This window comes from Pseudomonas sp. B6(2017) (assembly GCF_002112765.1).
Lineage (GTDB): Bacteria > Pseudomonadota > Gammaproteobacteria > Pseudomonadales > Pseudomonadaceae > Aquipseudomonas > Aquipseudomonas piscis.
This window is the reverse complement of record NZ_NEIQ01000013.1, coordinates 93160-115953: the sequence shown is the minus strand read 5'-3', so window position 1 is coordinate 115953 and position 22794 is coordinate 93160. Positions and strand designations below refer to the sequence as shown.

Below are 22794 nucleotides of genomic sequence, written 5' to 3'. Positions count from 1 at the left end.
ATGCGCCGCCACCTGAAGAGTCTTGTGGCCTTGATCGGCATCCTGCTGGTGATTGAATCGGAGCCAGGGCTGGCCTGCGCACTGAGCGAAGTGGCGTGCCTGCGCGAGGCGTACAGCCGCCCCTTCGCGCAGTGGCCGGCGCCCCAGGTGGATGCCGGCGTGGCCTGGCAAGAGCTGGGCCCCTTGCCCGAGCGTGCGCCGTCGCCGGAGCACAACCCCTACACGCAGCAGAAGGCCGATCTGGGCCGCCAGCTGTTCTTCGACCCGCGCCTGTCGCGCTCGGGGCAGATTGCCTGCGCCTCTTGCCATGAGCCGGACCTGGCATTCGCCGATGGGCGTCGCGTTTCCTTCGGGCATGACCGTGCAGCGGGCCGGCGCAATGCGCCGAGCCTGGTGGCCAGCGGCCTGGCCGAGCATCTGTTCTGGGATGGGCGCGCCGCCAGCCTGGAGATGCAGGCCCTGATGCCGGTCGTCGACCCGAAGGAGATGGCTTTCAGCGTCACGCAACTGGTGGCCCGGCTGCGAGACAGCACGGACTATCCGGCGCAATTCGCCAAGGCCTTTCCCGGACAGGCGTTGGGTGCCGAGCAGGTGGCGGCGGCACTGGCGACTTACCAGCGCGATCTGCTGCGGGTTGCCCAACGTACCCCCTTCGAGCGTTTTCTGCGGGGGCAGGCGAAGGCGCTCAGTGACCAGCAGTTACAAGGCCTACACCTGTTTCGCACCAAGGCCCGCTGCATGAATTGCCACTTCGGTCCGGCACTGCAGGACAACCGCTTCCACAATGCCGGCCTGACCTTCTATGGACGTCGCCGCGAAGACCTCGGCCGCTATGAGGTCACCGGGCTGGCGCAAGATGTCGGGCGCTTTCGCACACCATCACTGCGACTCGTGAGCCATACCGGCCCCTGGTTTCACAATGGGCTGGCCAGCAGCCTCGATCAGGTGCTGTTGTTCTACAACGCAGGCATGCCCAGGCCCGTGCCCGTGCCCAAGGGTGCGCAATTGCAGGACCCTCTGTTTCCCGTGACGTCGGCGCAATTCGAGGTTCTGGGACTGGACCGGGTCGAACTGAAGGCGCTGAAGGCGTTCCTGGAGGCCCTGTGAAAATCACAAAGAACTTGGGGTGTGCAAATGCTGTGTGCAGGATAGGGCTATCGATGCCTGATGAACGCTTTCAGGTAGCGCTGACATGGTTCAAGAGAACCACCGCTTCTCCCATAGCACGTTGATACCTGGATTACTTGTTTACCGGGATCGGAAAGGTGCCAGCAACTCGGGGACCTAAAAACTTCGTAAAGACTGCCGCACCCTGGCTGCCAGCCGGCCGTGAATACGCTTGAATGGAAGCTGAGCCGGGCCGCTGGCGCCCGCCTGTCCTGGAGAAGCCCATGGGTAACTTGGCCATGCACCTGCAGGAGAAGGACATCCTCCTTGCCGTCAATCCGTCGAACAAGCACCGGTTGTTCCAGCAGATCGGCCAGCATATGCAACATACCTGGCAGTTGCCGGGCGACTGGGTGGCCGCGAGCCTGGCCCGTCGCGAGGAGGCCGGCAGTACCGCCATCGGCGCGGGCGTGGCCCTGCCCCATGCGCGGCTGGAGGAACTGGACGCGATCCACGTCCTGTATCTGCGCCCCCAGGCGCCCATGGCCTTTGCCGCCCCCGACCAGCAGCCGGTGCGCGACATCCTGGTGCTGCTGGTACCGGCCCCTGCCGAGCAGTCGCACCTGGATCTCTTGGCCGAAACCGCCCGGCTGTTCGCCGACCAGCGCTTCCGCCAGGCCCTGCACGACTGCCGTGAGGCGCGCCAGGTCAAGCAGCTGTTCGACCGCTGGTAACCGTCCGGCCTCGGCCCTGTTCCTGCAGCGCTCCATGAAGATGCTGGCGCTATAGCGCTTGCCGAACAGCCCGGCGCGGCGATGAAACCACCTCCATGGCGCCGCAACAGGTGGTGGCGCAGTTTCAGGGCGGCCCCTTGCCCGGACACCAGGCCACCGAGATGGCAAACCCGAGCCGTTTTCCAAGCGTCGCCTATTCAAGCAACTGACTGACGCCGGAACGGAATACGAAACCCAGGTGGGCGGCTTCTACCTGCTCTGGCTGCTGGTGCGCAGCCGGCGCATCCAGGGGATGCGCCGGCAGGCAATACCCAGGATCACTTGGCCTTGGCGCGCACGAACCGCAGGTTGCGCGCCAGGCTGCTGGTCAGCACCTGGCCATCCTGCTCGAAGCGGATCACCCCCAGGTCCTGGGCGCTGAATCGCTCTGCCGCCAGCGGCTGCATGGGATAGGTGTGCTTGCCGATGCGAATGTAGAGCTTGCCTTGCTTGGGGTAGACCTTGAGCTGCCCGGATGAGGTCTGCAACTTGTAGATCCCCACATACCGCTGGATATCCTGGGGCTTCCAGGGGGCGGCCAGGGTGTAGGTCGAGGCCGGGTTGGTGGACACGATGCGCGCTCCCGAAGTCGCAGCCAGGTAGATCGGCGAGCCGTCGTTATCGGCCGCCATCAGGTGCTCGCTCAGTCGGGACAACGCCAGCGTGTCGGGGAAGGTATTGAGGGTGAAACTGTTGTCGCTGCGTTGCAGCTGGAATTGATGCCCCGAGTCGTCGAGGTAGGTACCGGCCACCAGGGCGTTCAACGGAGCCGGTGGAACGGCCCTGATGCTGGGTACTGGCGGCGGGATATCGTGGCCCGGGGACGGATTGGGCGAGCCCAGCACCGCGTCCATCAGCGCATAGCCACGCGCCGAAGCATCCGGGACCGGCGAATTGCACAGCACCACGGTGGCCAGCTCCATCTTCGGGTACCAGGCCACATGGGTGTTGTAGCCTGCCCAGCCACCGCTGTGGGACACCTCATCGAACCTGCGATAACGCGAGAGGCCGACGCCCATGGCGTAGTAGCCGGGGTCGCCGTCGGCCAGCGGTTCGGTCTGGCGCATCTTCTGCAGCAGGGCCGGGCCCCCGACCTTGCCCGTGGACAAATTGCGCATCCAGCGCATCACATCCACCACGGTGCTGTGCACCTGGCCATCGCCGGTCTGCTCCCAGCGCACATCCGCGAACGTGTAGGCCTTGGTCTTGGGGTCCTGCTCGTAGCTCTCGGCCAGGTTCGGCAATTGCAGCGGGTACTGGTCGACGATGCTCGTGCGGGTCATGCCCAGGGGCTTGAAGATATGGGCCTGGGAGAAGTTCTTCAGCGACATGCCCGAAACCCGCTCGACGATGCTGGACAGCAGCATGTAGCCGCTGTTGCTGTAGCTGAACTCGACCCCGGACGGGAACATCGCGGTGTTCTGCTTGAACAGCATCTGCAGCGCCTGCTGCTGGGTGAAGCGCTGGGAGTAGCCGATGCCGGCCAGCTCGGCCAGGAACATGTAGTCCTGTAGCCCTGAGGTGTGGTGCAGCAGGTGGCGGATCTTGATGTCCTGGGCGTATACCGGCAACTCGGGGATAAAACGCCGGACCGAATCGTCCAGGCTCAGGCGCCCCTGGGCCTCGAGCTGGAGAATGGCGAAGGCGGTGAACTGCTTGGACACCGAGGCCAGGTTGAAGAGAGTATCGGTCTTGATCGGCGCACCGGTCTGCAGGTTGGCAATGCCGTAACCGGCACTCCAGATAACCTTGCCATCACGCATGACCCCCGCGGCGCAGCCGGGCTGGTCCGGCTTCAAATCGCGGAACACCTGGTCAAACGCCGGGGTCGCCGCGGCATTGGCCAGCGTCGTGCTCCCCAGGGAGAGCAACAAGGTTGCAAGCATTGAACGCATGGATGTCTTCCTCTTCTCACGTGACGGTCCTTCATGCTCCTTCGGAGCCTGGCCAGTATCCCCAGGGCATCCGTTGCAATCTGTCGCAAGTCAGTGATTTTCTGTGAAGAAGAGTGCATCGATGCGCAGGCCAGGCATCGGCGCCAGGAACGGCCACTCCCGGTAGCGCCTGGGCCTCAGCGCAACAGGCGCCGCAGGCCGGCCTCGAAGGCCCCGGCAAGCGGTGGCGCGCCCTCCCCGGCCAAGGCCAGCGCCAGGGCGTGGCCGTGGGTGTAGTCCACCAGCAGATCGAACAGTAGCTCGGGCTCGGCGTCGAAGCGCTGCACTTCAACACGCAGTTGGTCGCTGAAGGCTGCCAGCGAGCCGCCGAAAAGCTGCGGATCGCCGAGGACACACAACGTCAGCGCCGGGTGCAGGCGCACCCGGTCCATGTAGTGCCCGAGCATCCATCGGACCCGCTCCATCGGCGCGGCCTGCGCCGCCGGCTCGGGCAGCGGCACGCCATGCACCCGCTCCACCAGCAGGCGCAGCAATTGCTGCTGGTCGCCCACGTGGTAAGCCACCGACATCGGGGTGATGTCCAGTTGCCGGGCCAGGGCGCGGATCCCGAAGCCTTGGGGGCCCAGCTCCTCGAGCAGTACCAGAGCGCAGTCCAGCACCTGGTCCAGGGTCAGGGCCCGGCCGGCAGCCGGGCGCCCGCTGCGCTTGCGTACCTCAGTCATGAAGATCGCCCCGCGATGGGGATTGCACGCGGTAGCGGCTGCTGACCAGGCCATTGGCGTATTGCCGGGTATCGAGGCAGTGCAGGCGCAGGTCCTGCTCCAGGGAACCGAACAGCGGCCGGCCACTGCCGATCAGCACCGGCACCCGGGTCAGGACCATCTCGCCGATCAGTCCCGCCCGGAGAAAAGCCCGGATCAGCGTACCGCCATCGATATAGGCCTGGCGCCAGCCCTCGGCCTGCAACTGCGCCACCAGTTGCACCGGTTCGGCGCCACTGATGCGCACCCGATCGGCCAGGTGCGCCGGCACATCGGCGGGCCCCAGGGTGCGGCTCATCACCACCACCGGCTTGGTGAACGGCCAGGGCTCGAACCCCAGCACCGTGTCGTAGGTGCTGCGCCCCATGACGATGCCATCCACCGAGTCGATGAAGGCCGCATAACCATGGTCTTCCCCGGGTTCACCAGGCGGCAGCCAGTCGATGCTGCCGTCGTCGCGGGCGATGAAGCCGTCCACCGAAGTGGCGATGAATACCTTGCCGAATGCCATGTCGCGGTGCCTCTGGAGAATAAACATACAGCGTATGATAATTCATTCCCGGGGCAGCCTGGCAAGCAGCGACTTCAATTCAAGCTGTAGGACTGCAACACGCCTTGCTTGAAGTACAACTGCAGCATGTGCGCCGGGCCAGTGGGCTTGCCCATGAGCTGGTTGGTCATGCCGGCCACCACTCCATTGCCCCCCGTGGCCAGGTTGTATTCGTTGGCCGCGGCGCCGGTCACCTCATTGGACGGCACATGGCTCCAGGCCTTGGCGAGCATCTGCTGCATGGTCGAGCGTCCGGGTGCATAGCCGCCGCTGTTCACATCGCTGCGGTAGGTCCAGTACTCGCTGCCATCGGAGGCATAGCGCTTTTCCGGGGTATCGCCGCACAGGCGTTGCACATCGTCCAGCGAAGTCTTGCCGACCACGAAGTTGCGCTTGGCGAACGATGCATCGTAGATCTGCGCCTGGGGTCCGGTGCCCTGGGCCATGCCAGGGATATTCAGGCCGCCATTGCCATTGCATGCAGAGACCAGGGCCAGGGTGGCGATGCACATCAGTCGAAGTTTCATAACATCCTCTTCACGTATCCAGGAGCCTTCATGTCCCATGAACGGCTCACCTAGGGGATTCCTTTCGCGGTCGGCCGCACGGCGCGGCCCGGCCTGGGGAATGGGCGAAAAAGATGCTATCAGCGGCCCTCGGCGCCGATTGTCCTGTGGGTCTCCAACACTGTGCTCAGCGTCTCAAACGCACCTGGGTGTCGAGTCGATCAAGTACTTCAAGCAGCGATCCCGGACCTTCGACGCTCACGGCTCCAGCCTTGGCAGGTAGCGTGGCCGAGCGCCGGTCGCGGGCATCCCGGGGTGAATAGCCGAAGGCCTGGCGAAACACCCGGCTGAAGTGCGATTCACTCTTGAAGCCATGGTCGAAGGCCAGGGCCGAGATACGCTGGTTGGCGCCAAGGGGGCTTTCCAGGATCCGCCGCACCCGGTCCAGGCGGCACTGCTGGATATAGGCGACCACGCCCGACTCCTCGGCGAACAGCCGGTACAACTGGGCCCGGGAAATACCCACCTCGCGACAGATCAACTGCGGGCTCAGCTCGGCCGAGCGCAGGTGCGCCTCGATGAACCGCCGCACCCGCTGCAACAACGTGCGATTGATCGGTCCCTCGGCCTCCGCCAGGCTCTGGGCACTGGGCGCCAACGCGGCACTGACCATGGCCAGGGTCGCCTGCTCGACGGCGGCCAGTTCTTCACCATGGAACGACGGCAGTTGCCGGCGCAAGCTACGCAGGTAGTCACCCAGCAGGCTGCCCAAGGGGCCCCGGACCAGGCTGCCATGCAGGTTGGCGGCGCGGATGCGTGGGCTCAGCAGGTCCCGGGCCAGGGTCAGGATCACCGTGTCGCCTGCAATGATCTGCGAGTCCAGCTCCCGGGCCAGGTCCAGCACATAGATGCTCGAAGGCCCGGCCTGCAATGGGGTCCGGCCAGCCATGCCGTGCAACGAATGGTTCAATCCCAGGCAGAGGTACAGGTGGTCCAGGCCATCGCGGCGAATCATCTGCTGCGGGCGGCGGACACCATAGGCTACCGGCTCGCCAGCCCCGACCCAGGAGCCGCAACCGATCAGGATCGAGCCCGCGTAGCCGGTGCTCAACTGGTAGTTGAAGCGCGGCGCCAGCGCCTGCTCGATACCGATCTGGAAGATCGCGTTGACCTCGTCGCGCCACACTTCGAAGCGTTGCGCCGGCGGATAGGCCTGGCTGGAGAAATGAAAAAGATGGGGGTTCAAGGCCGCTGTCCCTGGCTGGAGGCTCAGGCTGCCGGACCCGGGCGGGTCCAGCGCCGTCGCACACCATAAACCAGGACCGCGGCCCTTGCCGACTGGTCGCGACGTACGGCCTGTGGCGCCGGCCTAGGGCCTGGGCGCCGGCAACATCTGGCGCAGCAGGTCGAGCTTCTGTGCCTGGCTCAACTGCCGCCACTGGCGATGCTGCACCGGCGCAAAATCGCAATCGACGTACTCCGGCGGCTCGGTGCCCTCCCAGTAATCCATGTTCACGCTGGCACACTGGCCGCACCTGGGCTTGATCAGCAGGCTGAAGGACTGGCCCTTGGAATCGGGATCGCAGGCCACGCCGAACACCCGGCGCAGCAGGTCAGCACGGCGCGTGGAACTGACGCCCTGCCCTTGCAGCAACTGCTCCAGCAACCCATCGACCTCGCTATAGGTTTCGTCGTTCGGCCCATCGAGCCATACCGTCTCACCGTTGATGCTGCGCATCAGGAATTCGCCATAACTGCCGGGCATGACCTCGGGAGCCTTGAAGCGGTGGCCGCAGTCGGCGCAAACGTAGGTATACAAATAAAACTTCATGGTTCTACCGGAGTGACTATCTGGGGAGAAAGGATTTCGTTGAAATTATCCAGCACCGCCTGGTTGACCCCGCCAGGGTCGCGCTCGGAACCGAAGCGGATCACATTGTAACCCTGGTCCTTGGCGTCCATGCCGATCTGTTGGGTCTTGGAGGTGATGGGGCCACCGTTGTAGCCCCACTCCTTGGCGATCGCCGGATCGGTGAGGTCCAGGACCTTGGCCTTGCTGGCATCGACGTTGAAACGAATCCCGTGGGTCGGCTTGACGCCGTGGTGAGCCATTTCTGCCAAGGGTGTGCTGGGGCTCTCACCGACGTAGAAGGCCGCACCGAAACGGCTGTTGGGGTTGAGGTACTTCGGATCGATGCCGCTGAGCACGCCGTCGATCTTCTTCGGACTGTCAGTGACGTGATACACCGAGGCTTCCGCAGGCGGTGGCGGCCGCTTGCCCCCGGCCATCTTCGGCCCCAGCCCCAGCAAAAGCATGCCCGCCGCGCCTTGCAACAGGTCGCGGTAACCTGGCCCGAGGCGGTCGCCCAGATCGCCCAGCAAGGCCATGCCGAGGAATCCCGCACCGGTCAGCGCGGCGAATCCGGCAAAGGCCGCAAGACCGGCGAAAGCCGCCAGGACCCCAGCTCCGATCAACGCCCCCAGCCCCAGCAGCTCCAAGCCGGTATGCATCCAGCTCTCGAGGTCGAAGACAAACTCCACCTGCACGCTCGGACCACCGATCAGGGTGTTCTGGCTGCCGCTCTTGATATGCGCGCCACAGACCATCTTGCTTTGCAGGCGCGCGGCGGGCTTGCCGTTGATGGTGACCTTGGCGCTGCCTTCGGCGATCAGGACCGGAAACGGCCAGGGCGGATGGTTGAACGGCAGGCCACTGCACGAGGATGAACTGTCCTGGCCGGCGCGCATTGCCTGGCGCTGGTTGATATAGACATTGAAGCTGCCCTCCACCAGCACCCCCGTGGTGGGCTCGGGCAGGTTGAAGATGGTGCTCAGGCCCTTGACGATCTGGAACATCGACAGGCCGCCCGCGGCGATCGCACCAGCGAGAATCACCGCGGCCACCCCACCGGTGGCCGCCGTGGCGGCGATGATCGCCGCGCCGATCACGGCCCCGGCCACGGCCCCGGCGACCATGGCCGCGACCCCGAAACCGTGGGCGATTTCATCGCCAAGGCGTGCTGCGGCCAATGCGTCCATTGCGTCTATCCCCCTCCCTTGCTGAATCGCCTTGAAGGCCCGGGATATGAGCCTCGCCAGAGCCTAGTAGTATTTGCGCCTCGGGCATGCCGGCACGGAGTGAGTTCAAGCAGTAGTTGGCAAAACCGTGGGCAATATCCTCAATTGGCCAGCAATCGAGAAGCCGGCCGCGGCTGTTCGCGGGCATCGTGGGTACAGGCGACGAAGTCTTCCTGGCGCAGGATCACCAGGGCCAGCAGCGAAGCGACCCCGGTCGCCACGTAGAAGTACCAGGGCGCACTGATGTCGCCGGTGAGCTTGATCAGCCAGGTGGAAATCAGCGGTGCACTGCCGCCGAACGCCGCCACCGGGATGTTGTAGGCCACCGCGATGCCGGTGGAACGGACGCGCGTCGGCAGCAACTCGCTCATCAGCGCGTAGGTCGAGGAGGCATACAACCCGAACAGGATCGCCACCGCCATCAACGGCCAGAACAGCGTAGCCGGGGTCGCCGTGGGCGCGGCCTTGAAGAACCAGTACATGGCCAGGGTCGCCAGCACGCCGATCACCATCAGGAACGGCTTGCGACCGTAGCGGTCGGTGAAGGCGCCGCCGAAAGGCATCACCAGCGCCGCTGCAAGGCTGGCGACGAACACGTAGAGCAAGGTGGTGCCGCTGTCGAACTTCAAGGTGTTGGACATGTAGGTCGAGGCGAACGTCAGCACCAGGTAGAAGATCGAGCTGTGCAGGGTGATGATGAAGAACACCAGGGCGATGGCCCGCTTCCACTGCCAGACCTCGCGCAGCGGCGCCTTGGACGTCTGCCCCGCTTCGACCAGGGCCAGGAACTCCGGGCTGTCCTCCAGCTTCAGGCGGATGTACAGCGAGATCACGCCCAAGGGCCCGGCGATCACGAACGGGATGCGCCAGCCCCAGTCCTGCATCACCTCGGCGCCCAGGGTCCAGGTCATGCCATTGGCCACGGCACCGCCCAGCAACAGCCCGAGCACGGCGGTGACCATCAGCCAGCAGGTGGCGAAACCCCGGCGGCCCGGGCCGGCGTACTCGGAAATGAAGCTGGTGATGGTGCCGATCTCGCCCCCGGCGGAGAAGCCCTGCACGCAGCGGATCAGGATCAGGAGGATCGGCGCGGCGATACCGATGCTGGCGTAGGTCGGCAGCAAGCCCAGCAGGCAGGTGGAAGCGGACATCAGCACCAGCACGGTGATCAGGGTCTTGCGCCGGCCGATCTTGTCGGCCAGTGGACCGAAGCACAGGCCGCCCAGGGGCCGGATGAAGAAACTCAGGGCAAAGGCGGCGAAGCTCGCCAGCAGGCTGCTGGTGGGGTCGTCGGAGACAAAGAAGGCCTTGCCGATGTACAGGGCCAGGAAACCGTAGACGCCGTAGTCGTACCACTCGATCAAGTGGCCGGAAGTGGCGCCGATGAAGGCCCGGCGCCGCTGGCGCCGGGAGTTGGAAGGTGGCACGCCCATGTCGGGGACTCCTGTCGTGGTGCTATCCATGGAAAAAAGTTGTGTCAGAGCTCGGCCAGTGCCTGTGCAGGGTCCTTGAGCCACTGGCGCAGGCGGGTCTTGAGGATCTTGCCGTAGCTGTTCTTCGGCAGCTCGGCGCAGAACAGGTACTTGCGCGGCTTCTTGAATGAGGCCATGCGCTCCACGAACCACTGGCCGAGGGCCTGCTCATCGAGGCTCGCCGATGAGCGTGCGACCACGAAGGCCACCACAGACTCGCCCCACTCGGCGTCGGCCTCGCCCACCACGCAGACCTCGAACACGCCGGGGTGCTGCATCAGCACTTCCTCGACTTCCCGCGGGTAGATGTTGCTGCCACCGGAAATGATCACGTCCTTGCAGCGGTCGGTCAGGGTCAGGTAGCCCTGCCCATCGAGGAAACCCACATCGCCGGTACGCAGCCAACCGTCCACCAGGGCCGCCTGGGTGGCTTGCGGATTGTTCCAGTAGCCCTGCATCACCGGCGCCCCGCGCACGGCGATTTCTCCCGGTTCGCCGGGCGCCAGGGGCTGGCCCGAAGCATCCAGGACCTGCACTTCGACGCAGGCCTGGGCCCGCCCGACCGAAGCGGCGATGGCCGGCCAGGCGGCCTGGTCACGGTCGGCGATGGTCTCCCGGGACAAGGCAGTGATGGTCATCGGGCATTCGCCCTGGCCGTATATCTGCACCAGTCGTGGGCCGAAGGTATCCAGGGCCGCGGTCAGGTCCGCCAGGTACATCGGGCCGCCGCCGTAGACAATGGTCTTGATTCCCTGTCCGGCATAACCCTGCTGCCGCGCCTGCTCCACCATGCGCTTGACCATGGTCGGCGCGGCGAACAGGCTGACCTGTCCCAGCTCTTGCGCCAGCTCGAACAGCTCCTGTGCCTGGAAGCCCCGGGACGCCGGCACCACGTGCCGGGCGCCACAGCGTACGTGGATGAAGTTGTACAACCCGGCGCCATGGGACAGCGGCGCGGCATAGACCACCGCGTCGTCCGCCGAGACCGGGTCGACATCCAGCGGGTAGCACAGGGACATGGCCAGCAGGTTGCCGTGGGACAGCATCACCCCCTTGGAGCGCCCGGTGGTGCCGGAGGTATAGAACAGCCAGGCCAGGTCGCTGTCCTGTCGCGGGCAGGGCTCCAGGAGCTCGGCACCTGCCGCCTCCCCAGGCATGGCCGCCGCTACCGCCAGTTCGCGACAGCCCTCTGGCAGCGCCGTACCGTCGAAGACCCGGCCGTCGTCGGTGTAGATCAACCGCGCCCCTGCATTACCGGCGATCCAGGCGGCCTCCAGGGCGTGCAGCTTGTGGTTGATCGGCACCGCCACCGCCCCGCTCCACCAGATGGCGTACAGCAGTTCGAGATAGGCGCAGCTGTTCTTCAACAGCAGCGCCACCCGTTCGCCGGGGACGATGCCATGCTGTTGGCGCAGCTCCAGGGCCCGGTCGCGGGCCCTGGCGGCAAACGCCTGGTAGTCGGCAACCTGCCGGCTACCCTCGAACAGCGCCGCGCGCTGCGGCCAGCGCTGGGCCGCATCGAGCAGCCATTGGGCGATATTCATCCTCAGGTCCTGACCGCTTGCAGCACGCTGGCATAGTTGGCCACGGCCATGCCGCCCATGTTGAACAGCAGGCCGAATTCGGCGCCGGGCACGCCCAGGCCAATGGGCTCGCCGACCAGCTGGGCAAAGCCCAGGGCATGCATCGATACCCCGGTGGCCCCCACCGGGTGTCCCTTGGCCTTGAGCCCGCCGGACAGGTTCACCGGCAGGCGTCCGCCCTGGCGCACGATGCCGTCGTCGATGGCGCGGTGCCCCTCGCCCTTGGGCGCCAGGCCCATGGCCTCGTAGATCAGCAGTTCAGCGATGGTGAAGCAGTCGTGGACCTCGGCGAAGCTCAGGTCGCCCAGGGTCACCCCGGACTCACGCAGCGCACCATGGATCGCCCGCTGCGGGCCTTCGAAGGCCAGCACGTCGCGGCTGGCCATGGGCAGCAGGTCGTTGACCTGGACCATGGCGCGGATCGCTACCTGGCGCCGCATCGAGCGGGCGCGATGGGACGAGGCCAGGACGATCGCCGCCGCGCCGTCGCTGATCAGCGAGCAGTCGGTCAGGCGCAGCGGTGGCGCGATCAGCGGGTTGCTCTGGGAGACGCTGTTGCAGTGCTCGAAATCCATCAACCGGTGCATCTGCGCCAGGGGGTTGGCCATGGCGTTGGCGTGGTTCTTCACCGCGATCGCCGCCATCGAGGCCAGCGGGCTGTGGTAGCGCTCGGTGTACTGCTGCGCCACCTGGCCGAACAACTGGGCGAAGCTCAGGCCGGCCTCCCGCGTATCGTTCTGGTAGCCGGCGCCAGCCAGGGCCCGGGTGACCTCGGCGGTGCTGTTGCTGGTCATTTTCTCCGCGCCCACCACCAGCACCAGTTCGGCGGCGCCACTGCGGATCGCGTTGATCCCGGCCTGGATCGCCGCCGAACCGGAAGCACAGGCGTTCTCGCAACGGGTGGCAGGCTTGAAGCGCAGTTGGGGATCGGCCTGGAGCATCAGCGAGGCGGGAAAACCATCGGACACCAGGCCGGAGTTGAAGTGGCCGAGAAACAGTGCGTCGATCTCGGCTGCATCGATCGCAGCGTCCGCCAGGGCTTCGCGCGTGACCTTGACGATCAGGTCTTCGAGGTTCAGGCCGTCCAGGCGACCGAAAGGACTGTGGGCGGCAGCGACGATGGATACGGAATCGTGGGTCATGGTGATTTTCTTCTGTCCTTGAAGCGGGGATTCCATAGAATGATCCAGCGCCCGAATCCCAAGCTAGTTGGGGCAACTACCTACTCCTGTAAGTAGTGCCCGCCTCCTGGCAAGTACGCCGACCATCTCGAGGCAGGATGCCCAATGACCCTACATACCCAGCGATTCCAGGACCTCGAGCGCCTGGCGTTCCAGGTTTCCCCCGCACCGCAGTTGATCACCGGGCACCGACGGATACTCGACTGCAACCAGGCCTTCGTCCGCCTGTTCGGTTATGAACGCGAGCACCTGCGCGACCACCTGACCCTGCTGCTGTACCCCTCGCACGCCGACTACCAGAGCATTGGCGAACGCAGCGAACACTGGCTGCGCAGCGGCCCCAGCGACTCCTACAGCGACGAACGCTTCATGCAGCATCGCAATGGCGAGGTGTTCTGGGCCCGGGCCCAGGGGTTCTCCCTGACCCCGCTGGACCCGTTCGAACTGATGGTCTGGCACTTCGAGCGCCTGGACCGCCAGCCGGCGCCGTCGATCCGACTGACCCCGCGCGAACGAGAGATATCCCTGCATATCGTCAACGGCCTGACCTGCAAGGAGGTGGCGCGCAGGCTGGGCATCTCCCATCGCACCGTGGAAGTGCACCGCGCCCGGCTGATGAAGAAACTTCAGGCCAAGAACAGTGCGGAGCTGGTGTCGAAGATCATCTTCATCGGTTGAGGAGCTAGGCCAGCATCTGGCTGGCACTGATGCGCAGCAATTGCAACGGGCCGACCGTGGCCCCCTGCACACTGCCACCCTCGTGCAGGATCTGGTTCACGGCATCCATCTCGGCGCTGCGGCCGGCGACCAGCTGGTAAGTGCTGCTGGGCAACTCGGCGGTGAAGCCCTGCTCGACGGTCCAGTAGGCCAGGGTCAGCGCGGCGGTGAAGTAATGCTGGCTGGCAACCGGTACCTGTACCTCTTCGTCGTTGTCGTCATAGACGATGAAATGCCCGACGAAGGATGCCACCCCCAGGCGCTTGAGCATGGGCCAGCTCAGGGCCGCGGGCACGAAGGCATTGAGCTTTTCGGCAATGATCGGCGAATAGCCCCGTTCTTGCAGCAGCTCGACGATCCGGTCCTCGTCGGCCTCGGGGTGGGCTCCCATGACTTGCAAGGCATCGAGCACGGCGCGGTGGGCGGTTTCATGATCGACGTCGGGAGAACAATGGGCACAGTCTGGCGGGCAGGTATCGCTCATGGCAGGTCGAAGGTCCATATCGGTGGTGGAAAACGCGCGGCAGGGTAAACCCTTGGCCGCCCGGACTCCAGCACCCTGGCTGGCGCTACTTGATCACCACCGGGTTCACCGGGGCGCCGCTGCCGCCGACGATCTTCAACGGCGCTGCGGTGTAGAGGAAAGTCCACTGGCCATCGGCCGCGCAGTCCTCGGCCAGGTCCTCGAGCAGCACGATCTCGGTGAAGGCGATGCCCAGGTTGCGCATCAGTGCGCAATGCAGCGGGATCTGCACCCCCGACGCCGGATCGGTGATCACCTCGTTGGCGATGGTATCGGTCACCAGGTTGGGGATCTCCATCTGGTCGAACCACTCCACCAGCTCCCGGCTATAGGTCAGCCCCGGCTCCACCAGGTCCTTGAAGAACTCGGTCTTGCCGTACTCATAGAAAGCACCCATGGAGCCGGTGCGGATGATCAGGATGTCACGCTTCTCGATGACAACGCCCTGGGCCTTGGCCGCGGCCAGCAGGTCCCGGTGATCGAAGGTCTCGCCACGGCCCAGGTACTTCTTGCCCCGGTGGCGGGCCATGTCGATCAGTACCGCACGCCCCACGATCCCGCGTTCGGCGATCGGCAGCACGCTGGCCTTGGCCATGCCACCCACCGTGGTGCTGGCGTCGTAGCCGTTCCACAACTGGTTGTCGTACCAGGCATGGCCCAGGGCGTCGTACTGGGTCGAGCCCTGCAACTGCATGAAGATCACGTCGTCGCAATACTCGGCACCGCCGCCCATCGAGGGCTGCTTGCCGGCCTGGTAGTGACTGCGGTCCAGGGTGTTGAAGCGCATGGATGGGCTGCGCGCCGGCCACATCGGATCGCCGCCCGGATGGCCGATCTGCACCTGCAGGGTGAAGGTCTTGCCCTGGCGCACCGCGGCAACGCCACGCAGCACCTCGGCCTGCTGCAGGTAGTTGAGGGCGCCGACCTCGTCGTCTGGCCCCCATTTGCCCCAGTTCCTGGGCAGTCCCTCGAGGAGCCTGGCGATATCGGGCTGGTTGTTGTGGTCGATCCCGCACATATCGATTGCACTCCTTAGCTTGGGTTGGAACAGCCGGACGCCTTCTATACACAACGAGCGCAGTCCAGAGCAAGGTAAGTGTTGCCAGCGCAAGAGTCTCCGAGCCGTGCCTGCCCGGGGTCCTTTGCCCAACCTCAACGCCCGGAAAAACGCAGGCGCGAGAGCTGGCGCAAGTCGCCTTCCTGGTAATAGTCGTCGCTCCAGCTATCGTTGGTGGCCAGGGGCTGGACCTGCTTGAGCGCCAGTTGCCGGGCGAAGTAACGGAACCGGTAGTGCTCGTAGAACCGCAGCAGTTCCAGGCCATAGCGGTCCGCCAGGTCGGTATCGCCACGGATGATCAGGAAGTTCTCGTCGTTGCCCTGGCTGGCGCCGACGCTGAGGTTGTGGCTGCCGCTGATGATCACCGGCGCATCGCTGGTGAAATCGGTGACCACCGCCTTGGTGTGCACCAGCAAGTTGCCCTTCTGCCCCTTGAGGCCTTCCTTGAGCCAGCCTTCCAGGCCGTTGTTGAGCAAGGCTGTAGCGGCGAACTCCGCCGTGCGGTCGGCATGGAAACCGGTGATGCGGCTGGCGGTGTTCTGCAGGCCATAGCGCAGCACGTCGTCGTGGGGCTGGCCGAGCAAGGCATCGAGGATCCGGTCGGGCAAGGCAAAGGCGGTGACGAACAGCAAGTCACGGCGGGCGCCGTTGATGATCCGCACGAACTCGTCGAGGTCGCCCTGCCCGGTCCGCGGCGAGAAACCGGCGAACAGCGCTGCCGCAGGCTGCATGGGGTTGTGCTGGGTCAACCATTTGCGGGTGGCACCGACATCCGCCGGCGCTGCCCAGATCTGCTCGAACACTTGCAGGTAGCGGCTGGCGATGTCCGTGTTGTCCAGGCAGTGCACCACGTTGACCTGGCGGTACACGCCATTGGCGGTGAAGTTGGTGCTGCCGCACAGGACCGCGATGTCCTGGCGCTGCCCGCCGGCATCCAGGCGGCCGAGGACGATGAACTTGTCGTGGAAGATGGCGTGGGTCACTCGCCCGCGCTTACAAGCCTCGGGCAAGTGCTGCAGGCTGGCCTGGTTCTGCGCCGTGTCATCGTCCCCGGGACCTGCGTGATACAGCACCCGCACCTGCACGCCCCGGTCGAAAGCGGCATTGACCGCAGCGACAATGGCCGGCAACTGGTACTCGTAGATGGCGATATCCAGGCACCAGCTGGCATCGGCGGCCCGCTGGATGAATCCCAGCAGCTGCCCCAGCAGGCCGTTTTCCAGCCATTGCCGGGGCGCGTCCGGCCAGGCTTCGATGGGCAGGTTCTTGTTGGCGCTGAGCCAAGCGTCCAGCTCGGGAAACTTGCGCGAGAACGCCTGGCTGGCAGCCACTGCCCGATTGAAGATCACCCGTTGCCCGGCAGGCAGGCCATTATCGGTGGTGATGCCAAGTTGCAGCATTTCTCCCAATTGCGGCGCAGCGGCGCTGCCATAGACCAGGTACACCCGGTAATTGAGGGTGGCACCGGGGTGGACGGCGTAGTCGGCCCAACGGAATTTCTGCAACGGCGCCTGGTTGCTGGGCGTGGCGTTGTACTGGGGGAAGGTGTGGGTCTTGCCGGGAAAGGTCAGGCTGTTGAACAGGAACAGCCAGGGTTTGTCGCCGGTCTGTTTCTCGATGGCGAAACCCAGCAAGCCCTGGCGGCGACTGGCATCCAGGTCCATGGCCAGGAGCACGCCATTGGTGCCAGCGTAGGCCTTGACCCGAAAATCGTCCTTGTCGTTGTGCACCAGTACCCGCATGGCATCGCTCCACTGATTGGCGCAGGCAGTGTAGCTGCCGCTACCGGCCGTGCATGGCTCGATATGAGCCCTGGGACAGCGCTCTTGGAGCAACAGGTAGATCGCGCTACCAAGCCTTGCGGCCACTGCGCGCCCGTACGCAGCCTCGGCACGAGCCACGGGGGTTGGGGCGCTACAGGTCGATATGGTGGTAGTCGGCACCCAGGCGCTGGGCCAGCTCCCGGGCGCGACCGAGGCGGATCGGGCTGCGCTCGATGTCCAGCAACAGGGTCGGACAGTTCAGAGCGTCGACCGGCGGCAGGGTCTTCAGGCGCCCATCGGTGATCAGCAGCACCCGCTGCTGTTCCGCCGGCCAGCGCCGTTGCCGCTGCTCCAGCCACTGCCCGGCCTCGGCCAGGGCCTGGGGCAATGGCGTACCGCCGCCGGCGCCCAGGCCATCGAGCCAGTGGCGCAGGTCCTTGGAAGCCTTGAGCCCCTGGACCCGCCAGCGGGGCGCCCGACCGCTGGCGGTGAGCAAGGCCAGGCGCGCCCGTTGCCGGTAGGCATCGTCGAACAGTTGCGCCAGCAGGCCCTTGGCATCGCTCAGGGCATGGTGCCGGCGTGTCGAGGCCGAGGCGTCGACGATCACCAGCCACAACTCATGGGGCGTGCGACTGCGCAGTTGCCACAGCAGGTCCTCGACCAGGCGTGGGCGGCCCTTGAGCAAGGTGCCGGGCCAGTTGATGCGACCGCAACTCGCCGCCCGGCTGCGGCCTTGTCGTCCCTGGCCCAGGCGCCCCGGCCGGGACTTGGCATCCGCCCCCAGGCCAGAGCGGGAACGGATGCCTAGGGCTTTTTTGGCCAGCTGGGTACCTCGCGCCGGGCGCCGGTGGGCAGTGCCTGGGCCGGCATGTCACCCCATTGGCCCGCGCCTTCGCTGGCCTCGCGCTGCGCCCCGGACTGCTGCGGTGCCGGCGACTGGGGCTGCTGCGCCGGTGCGGCGGGCGCCTGCCCGCGCCGATGGCGCAAGGCGAATTCCGCCACCGCGTCGATATCCTCCTCGGCGATGGCCGAAGCGCCACGCCAGGCGGCATGGGCCCGGGCGGCCCGCAACCAGACCAGGTCGGCACGCAAGCCGTCGACCCCGGCGGCGAAACAGCGCTCGGTGATCTGCGCCAGGGCCTGGTCATCCAGGGCGATACGCTCCAGCAGCGTCCGCGCCTGCTGGCAGCGCTGGCGCAGTTCGGCCTGGGCCTGGGCCCATTGGTTGCAGAAGTCCTGCGGATCACTGTCGAAATCCAGGCGCCGACGGATGATCTGCCCGCGTTCCAGGGGCAGGACCTGGCCGCTCAAGGCCACGTTGAGGCCGAAGCGGTCCAGCAGTTGCGGGCGCAACTCGCCCTCCTCCGGGTTCATGGTGCCGATCAACACGAACTTGGCCGAATGCCGATGGGAAATGCCATCGCGCTCGATGAGGTTGGTGCCACTGGCCGCCACGTCCAGCAGCAAGTCCACCAAGTGGTCGGGCAGCAGGTTGACCTCATCGACATACAACACCCCGCCGTCGGCCTTGGCCAGAACGCCCGGGGAGAACTGCGCCCGCCCCTCGCCCAGGGCTGCATCCAGGTCCAGGGTACCCACCAGCCGCTCTTCGCTGGCCCCCAGGGGCAAGGTGACGAACTGCCCGCTGGCCAGCAAATCCGCCAGCCCCCGGGCCAGGGTCGACTTGGCCATGCCCCGTGGCCCCTCGATCAACACGCCACCGATCTTCGGGTCGATGGCGGTCAGGCACAGGGCCAGCTTCAGGGCATCGGCGCCGACCACGGCCGACAAGGGGAAATGCGGGGTGTCGCTCATCTGGGGTTCTCGCTTGGGTCTGGGTGTCCCGAAGGACGATTTCGCGAGCCGGCTCGCGATCGAGTGCGCAGCATTCACCGCCTCAGGGCACCTCTTAAAAACGTAGGCGAGGCAGTCAGTGCAAGGCAAAAACAGGTGAAAAAGCGCAGTTTACAAGGGGTAAATGAGCATTTTGACCGGGCTGGCGCACCAGCCTGTTTTTAACGCGGCGATGACAACGCAGGTAGTTTTTTAAGGTGCCCTCAGGAGTCTTCTTCTATATCCAGCAGCAGATGCTCCAGGGCCTCGCGATAAGCTCCGGGCTCCTGCCACAGGCCGCGCTGCTGGGCCTCCAGCAAACGCTCGGTCATATCGCGCAAGGCGTGGGGATTATGCTGGCGAACGAACTCGCGGGTCGAGTCGTCCAGCAGGTAGGCATCGGCCAGCAAGGCGTATTGATGGTCGTCGATCAGTTCGGTGGTGGCATCGAAGGCGAACAGGTTGTCCAGGGTCGCGGCCATTTCGAAGGCCCCCTTGTAACCGTGGCGCTTGACCCCCTCGATCCATTTCGGGTTCACCGCCCGGGAACGGATCACCCGGTTGAGCTCTTCCTTGAGGCTGCGGATCTTCGGCAGGTCGGGCTGGCTGTGATCGCCGTGGTAGCTGGCGACCTTGGCCCCGCCCAGGCTTTCCACCGCCGCCAGCATGCCGCCCTGGAACTGGTAGTAGTCGTTGGAATCCAGCAGGTCGTGCTCGCGGTTGTCCTGGTTCTGCACCACCGCCTGGACCCGGCCCAGGCGAGCGGCGAACTGCTCGCGGGCGGCGGTGCCTTCATCGCTGCCGCCGTAGGCGTAGCCGCCCCAGTTGAGGTAGACCTCGGCCAGGTCCTCGCGGCTCTGCCACAGCCGACCGTCGATGGCGCCCTGGACCCCGGCGCCATAGGCCCCGGGCTTGGCCCCGAAGATCCGCCAGCCAGCCTGGCGCGCCGCTGCTTCCGGGTCCAGGCCGCCAGCCTGCAAGGCTTCGCGTTCGGCACGGACCCTGGCCGCCAGGGGGTTCATGTCGGCCGGCTCGTCCAGGGCAGCCACCGCCTGCACCGCCGCGTCGAACAGGCGGATGAGGTTGGCGAAGGCATCGCGGAAGAACCCGGAAATCCGCAGGGTCACGTCGACCCGGGGCCGGTCCAGCAGGCTCAGGGGCAGGATCTCGAAGTCGTCGACCCGCTGGCTGCCGGTGGCCCAGACGGGCCGCACGCCCATCAGCGCCATGGCCTGGGCGATATCGTCGCCACCGGTGCGCATGGTGGCCGTGCCCCAGACCGACAAGCCCAGTTGCAGCAGGTGATCGCCGTGATCCTGCAGGTGGCGCTCGAGGATCAGGTTGGCCGACTGGAAGCCGATGCGCCAGGCAGTGGTGGTGGGCAGGTTGCGCACATCCACCGAATAGAAATTGCGCCCGGTGGGCAACACGTCCAGGCGTCCGCGACTGGGCGCGCCGCTGGGGCCAGCCGGCACGAAGCGGCCTTGCAGGGCATCGAGCAGGCCGCGCATCTCCGCCGGCCCGCAGGCATCCAGGCGCGGCGCCACTACCTCGCGCAAGCCTTCGATGATGCTGCGCACCGGCTCCCAGCCGGCTTCGTCCAGTTGCGCCACCGGGCCTTGCAAGGCCGCCTCGATCAGGCGCCCGGCGTAGATTTCCAGGCGCTCGCGCACATCCCCGGCGGTACGCCACAAGGCATCGCTGAGCTGTTGCAGGGCCTGCGGCCGCCGCCCGGTCCAGGGCTCGGCCAGGGCGCAGTCCAGCGGGTCGAACCCCAGCTCGAAGGCCTTGGCCAGGGCCCGCAGCAGGCTGGCGTGGGCGCCCTTGCCATCGCCCCGGGGGATGCGCAGCAGGGCCAGCAACGTATCGATGCGCAAGCGCCCTTCTGGCGACTCGCCGAACACATGCAGGCCGTCGCGGATCTGCGATTCCTTGAGATCGCACAGGTAGGTGTCCAGCCGTGGCAGCCAGAGCGCCGCATCGGCTTCGCCTTCCAGTGGTCCGTCCAGTTGCAGCTCGCGGTCGATCTGGGTCTCGCGCACCAGGCGCAAGATGTCCCGTTGCAGCTCCCGGGCGCGGCGCGGGTCGAGCAACTGGGCCTCGTAATACTCGTCGGCCAACAACTCCAGGTTACGCAGCGGGCCATAGGTTTCGGCGCGGGTCAGGGGCGGCATCAGGTGATCGATGATCACCGCCTGGGTCCGGCGCTTGGCCTGGGCACCCTCCCCTGGGTCGTTGACGATGAACGGGTAGATGTTCGGCAGCGGCCCCAGCAAGGCGTCCGGCCAGCACTGGGCCGACAGGCCGACGCCCTTGCCCGGCAGCCACTCGAGGTTGCCGTGCTTGCCGACGTGGATCACTGCGTGGGCGCCGTAGACCTGGCGCAGCCAGAAATAGAACGCCAGGTAGGCATGGGGCGGCACCAGGTCCGGGTCGTGGTACACCGCGCTGGGGTCGACCTGGTAACCCCGGGCCGGCTGGATGCCGATGAAAGTCAGGCCCAGGCGCAGGCCGGCGACCATCAGCCGCCCGTTGCGGAACATCGGGTCCTGCTCCGGGGCGCCCCAGCGCTCCAGCACCGCTTGGCGGTTGGCCTCGGGCAGTGCCTGGAACAGACGCTGGTAGTCGTCCAGGGCCAGGCTCTGCTGGCAAGGGCGCAGGTCGAGGCTGTCCAGATCGTTGCTGACGCCACCGAGCAATTGCTGGATCAGCTCGGTGCCGCTGGCCGGCAGCTCGCCAGGCAGCGGATAACCCTCGGCCTGCAAGGCCTTGAGAATGTTCAGCGCCGCCGCCGGGGTATCCAGGCCCACGCCGTTGCCGATGCGCCCGTCGCGGGTCGGGTAGTTGGCCAGGACCAGGGCGATGCGCTTCTGGTGGTTGTCCAGGCGGCCCAGCTCGACCCAGTTGCTTGCCAGCCGGGCGACGAAGTCCATGCGCTCGGGCTGGCCGCGGTAGCAGACCACGTCCGACTGGCTGCGCTCACTGCGCCAGGCCAGGTCCTTGAAGCTGATGGGCCGGCTGATGATGCGCCCATCCAGTTCGGGCAAGGCGATGTGCATGGCCAGGTCCCGTGGGCCCAGGCCCTGTTCGCTGGCCTGCCAGCCCGGCTCGTTATCCTGGGCGCAGATGGCCTGGATCACCGGGATGTCGCGGCGAAACGGCCGCAGGTGCGGCGCCTCGGGGCTGGACTGGGCGAAACCGGTGGTGTTGAGGATCACTCCCGCACCGGTCTCATCCAGCCAGTCTTGCACCTGCGCCAGGCAGCCAGGCTCCTTGAGGCTGGCCACGGCGATCGGCAAGGGGTTGAGACCGGCAGCCGCAAGGCGCTGGCAGAACAGGTCGATGAATGCGGTGTTGGCCGCCTGCAAGTGCGAGCGATAGAACAGCAGCGCCGCCACCGCCTGGCCGGGCTGCCAGTGGGCCTGCCAATCCGCCAGGCTGGCCTGGCTCCTGGCCGGGTGATAGAGCGCGGTGCGCGGCAGCACCTGCGGTTCGCTCCAGGGGTAGTCGCGCCCCAGCAAGCCGCTCAGGCAGCGGTAGAAATTCAACGCATTTTCTCGCCCGCCCTGGCGCAGGAACTGCCACAGGCGGTCGCGCTCCACGGCCGACACCGTGCTCAGGTCGCTGAGCTCCGGGTCGGGCCGGTCGTCCCCCGGCACCAGGATCAGCTGCACCCCGCGTCGGGACAGCTCCACCAGTTGCTCGACGCCATAACGCCAGTAGGCGATGCCACCGTGCAGGGAAATCAGGATGACCTTGGCATGGCGCAGCACCTGGTCGACGTACAGGTCCACCGAGGCGTGGTTCTGCACCTGCATCGGGTTGGCCAGGCGAAAGCTGGGGTAGTCCGCTGGCAGTTGCTCGGCGGCCTCGGCCAGCAGCGCCAGGCTGGAGTCGCCGCTGCACAGGATCACCAGCTCGGCGGGGGTTTGTCCAAGGTCGGCGATGTTGTCATCCGACACGAATCCGCCGGGCTGGGTCCTGAGCAGGTGCAT

General features: G+C 66.1%; 19 protein-coding genes. 3 read left to right on the top strand and 16 right to left on the bottom strand.

Annotated features, from left to right (window positions below; genetic code table 11):
- Both CAG11_RS22090 and CAG11_RS22085 read left to right on the top strand, forming a co-directional pair.
- Nucleotides 1-1107: a cytochrome-c peroxidase gene (locus CAG11_RS22090; RefSeq protein ID WP_085597938.1), complete on the top strand. Its 1107-nt coding sequence runs from the start codon at nucleotides 1-3 to the stop codon at nucleotides 1105-1107.
- A gap of 284 nt (nucleotides 1108-1391) precedes the next feature.
- Complete coding sequence (locus tag CAG11_RS22085) at nucleotides 1392-1841, top strand: PTS sugar transporter subunit IIA (protein ID WP_085597937.1); 450 nt, start codon at nucleotides 1392-1394, stop codon at nucleotides 1839-1841.
- Nucleotides 1842-2158: 317 nt separating this feature from the next.
- Here CAG11_RS22085 and CAG11_RS22080 read toward each other — a convergent pair whose 3' ends face one another.
- The 10 genes from CAG11_RS22080 to CAG11_RS22035 form a co-directional block, all read right to left on the bottom strand.
- A complete protein-coding gene (locus tag CAG11_RS22080; protein WP_085597936.1) occupies nucleotides 2159-3775 on the bottom strand; it encodes a serine hydrolase in 1617 nt (538 codons plus the stop codon).
- A 176-nt stretch (nucleotides 3776-3951) separates the two neighbouring features.
- The gene (locus CAG11_RS22075; protein WP_085597935.1) at nucleotides 3952-4497 is read right to left on the bottom strand and encodes a TetR/AcrR family transcriptional regulator; all 546 of its coding nucleotides are present in this window, start codon (nucleotides 4495-4497) and stop codon (nucleotides 3952-3954) included.
- Nucleotides 4490-5047, bottom strand: a complete 558-nt coding sequence (locus CAG11_RS22070; protein WP_085597934.1) for a dihydrofolate reductase family protein — start codon at nucleotides 5045-5047, stop codon at nucleotides 4490-4492. The genes CAG11_RS22075 and CAG11_RS22070 overlap by 8 nt, the downstream gene beginning before the upstream one ends.
- 74 nt (nucleotides 5048-5121) lie before the next feature.
- On the bottom strand, nucleotides 5122-5613 hold the full coding sequence (locus CAG11_RS22065) for a hypothetical protein (RefSeq protein WP_124421342.1): 492 nt from the start codon (nucleotides 5611-5613) through the stop codon (nucleotides 5122-5124).
- Between the two features lie 166 nt (nucleotides 5614-5779).
- Nucleotides 5780-6838, bottom strand: a complete 1059-nt coding sequence (locus CAG11_RS22060; protein ID WP_085597933.1) for a helix-turn-helix domain-containing protein — start codon at nucleotides 6836-6838, stop codon at nucleotides 5780-5782.
- 123 nt (nucleotides 6839-6961) lie between these two features.
- A complete protein-coding gene (locus CAG11_RS22055; RefSeq protein ID WP_143494721.1) occupies nucleotides 6962-7423 on the bottom strand; it encodes a hypothetical protein in 462 nt (153 codons plus the stop codon).
- Nucleotides 7420-8631 (bottom strand): PAAR domain-containing protein, encoded by a 1212-nt coding sequence (locus CAG11_RS34370; protein ID WP_085597931.1) that lies wholly within the window; start codon nucleotides 8629-8631, stop codon nucleotides 7420-7422. Before CAG11_RS34370 ends, CAG11_RS22055 begins: the two co-directional genes overlap by 4 nt.
- A gap of 140 nt (nucleotides 8632-8771) precedes the next feature.
- On the bottom strand, nucleotides 8772-10103 hold the full coding sequence (locus tag CAG11_RS22045) for an MFS transporter (RefSeq protein WP_085597930.1): 1332 nt from the start codon (nucleotides 10101-10103) through the stop codon (nucleotides 8772-8774).
- Nucleotides 10104-10147: 44 nt separating this feature from the next.
- Nucleotides 10148-11686, bottom strand: a complete 1539-nt coding sequence (locus CAG11_RS22040; protein ID WP_085597929.1) for a class I adenylate-forming enzyme family protein — start codon at nucleotides 11684-11686, stop codon at nucleotides 10148-10150.
- Between the two features lie 2 nt (nucleotides 11687-11688).
- On the bottom strand, nucleotides 11689-12867 hold the full coding sequence (locus CAG11_RS22035; protein ID WP_085597928.1) for an acetyl-CoA acetyltransferase: 1179 nt from the start codon (nucleotides 12865-12867) through the stop codon (nucleotides 11689-11691).
- A 144-nt stretch (nucleotides 12868-13011) separates the two neighbouring features.
- Here CAG11_RS22035 and CAG11_RS22030 point away from each other — a divergent pair, with 144 nt between their 5' ends.
- Nucleotides 13012-13584, top strand: coding sequence for a response regulator transcription factor (locus CAG11_RS22030; protein WP_085597927.1), 573 nt, complete (start codon nucleotides 13012-13014; stop codon nucleotides 13582-13584).
- A 4-nt stretch (nucleotides 13585-13588) separates the two neighbouring features.
- Here the strand turns inward: CAG11_RS22030 and CAG11_RS22025 are convergent, their stop codons facing one another.
- The 6 genes from CAG11_RS22025 to cobN form a co-directional block, all read right to left on the bottom strand.
- Nucleotides 13589-14107, bottom strand: coding sequence for a hypothetical protein (locus CAG11_RS22025; RefSeq protein ID WP_085597926.1), 519 nt, complete (start codon nucleotides 14105-14107; stop codon nucleotides 13589-13591).
- A gap of 85 nt (nucleotides 14108-14192) precedes the next feature.
- Nucleotides 14193-15164, bottom strand: a complete 972-nt coding sequence (locus CAG11_RS22020; protein WP_085597925.1) for a cyclase family protein — start codon at nucleotides 15162-15164, stop codon at nucleotides 14193-14195.
- A gap of 134 nt (nucleotides 15165-15298) precedes the next feature.
- Nucleotides 15299-16945, bottom strand: coding sequence for a phospholipase D-like domain-containing protein (locus CAG11_RS22015; protein ID WP_085597924.1), 1647 nt, complete (start codon nucleotides 16943-16945; stop codon nucleotides 15299-15301).
- A 172-nt stretch (nucleotides 16946-17117) separates the two neighbouring features.
- On the bottom strand, nucleotides 17118-17717 hold the full coding sequence (locus tag CAG11_RS22010; protein WP_085597923.1) for a VWA domain-containing protein: 600 nt from the start codon (nucleotides 17715-17717) through the stop codon (nucleotides 17118-17120).
- Nucleotides 17718-17770: 53 nt separating this feature from the next.
- Entirely contained in the window at nucleotides 17771-18781 is a 1011-nt protein-coding gene (locus tag CAG11_RS22005) for an ATP-binding protein (RefSeq protein ID WP_085597922.1), read from the bottom strand.
- 242 nt (nucleotides 18782-19023) lie between these two features.
- Entirely contained in the window at nucleotides 19024-22794 is a 3771-nt protein-coding gene (gene cobN, locus CAG11_RS22000; protein ID WP_085597921.1) for a cobaltochelatase subunit CobN, read from the bottom strand.

Bases quoted from the DNA above. Each gene is read 5' to 3' on its own strand.
- CAG11_RS22090 (WP_085597938.1), top strand. From the start codon at position 1: ATGCGCCGCCACCTGAAGAGTCTTGTGGCCTTGATCGGCATCCTGCTG.
- CAG11_RS22055 (WP_143494721.1), bottom strand. From the start codon at position 7,423: ATGAAGTTTTATTTGTATACCTACGTTTGCGCCGACTGCGGCCACCGC.
- CAG11_RS22070 (WP_085597934.1), bottom strand. From the start codon at position 5,047: ATGGCATTCGGCAAGGTATTCATCGCCACTTCGGTGGACGGCTTCATC.
- CAG11_RS22075 (WP_085597935.1), bottom strand. From the start codon at position 4,497: ATGACTGAGGTACGCAAGCGCAGCGGGCGCCCGGCTGCCGGCCGGGCC.
- cobN (WP_085597921.1), bottom strand. From the start codon at position 22,794: ATGCACCTGCTCAGGACCCAGCCCGGCGGATTCGTGTCGGATGACAAC.
- CAG11_RS22005 (WP_085597922.1), bottom strand. From the start codon at position 18,781: ATGAGCGACACCCCGCATTTCCCCTTGTCGGCCGTGGTCGGCGCCGAT.
- CAG11_RS22015 (WP_085597924.1), bottom strand. From the start codon at position 16,945: ATGCGGGTACTGGTGCACAACGACAAGGACGATTTTCGGGTCAAGGCC.
- CAG11_RS22065 (WP_124421342.1), bottom strand. From the start codon at position 5,613: ATGAAACTTCGACTGATGTGCATCGCCACCCTGGCCCTGGTCTCTGCA.
- CAG11_RS22045 (WP_085597930.1), bottom strand. From the start codon at position 10,103: ATGGGCGTGCCACCTTCCAACTCCCGGCGCCAGCGGCGCCGGGCCTTC.
- CAG11_RS22035 (WP_085597928.1), bottom strand. From the start codon at position 12,867: ATGACCCACGATTCCGTATCCATCGTCGCTGCCGCCCACAGTCCTTTC.
- CAG11_RS22025 (WP_085597926.1), bottom strand. From the start codon at position 14,107: ATGAGCGATACCTGCCCGCCAGACTGTGCCCATTGTTCTCCCGACGTC.
- CAG11_RS22030 (WP_085597927.1), top strand. From the start codon at position 13,012: ATGACCCTACATACCCAGCGATTCCAGGACCTCGAGCGCCTGGCGTTC.
- CAG11_RS22080 (WP_085597936.1), bottom strand. From the start codon at position 3,775: ATGCGTTCAATGCTTGCAACCTTGTTGCTCTCCCTGGGGAGCACGACG.
- CAG11_RS22040 (WP_085597929.1), bottom strand. From the start codon at position 11,686: ATGAATATCGCCCAATGGCTGCTCGATGCGGCCCAGCGCTGGCCGCAG.
- CAG11_RS22020 (WP_085597925.1), bottom strand. From the start codon at position 15,164: ATGTGCGGGATCGACCACAACAACCAGCCCGATATCGCCAGGCTCCTC.
- CAG11_RS22085 (WP_085597937.1), top strand. From the start codon at position 1,392: ATGGGTAACTTGGCCATGCACCTGCAGGAGAAGGACATCCTCCTTGCC.
- CAG11_RS34370 (WP_085597931.1), bottom strand. From the start codon at position 8,631: ATGGACGCATTGGCCGCAGCACGCCTTGGCGATGAAATCGCCCACGGT.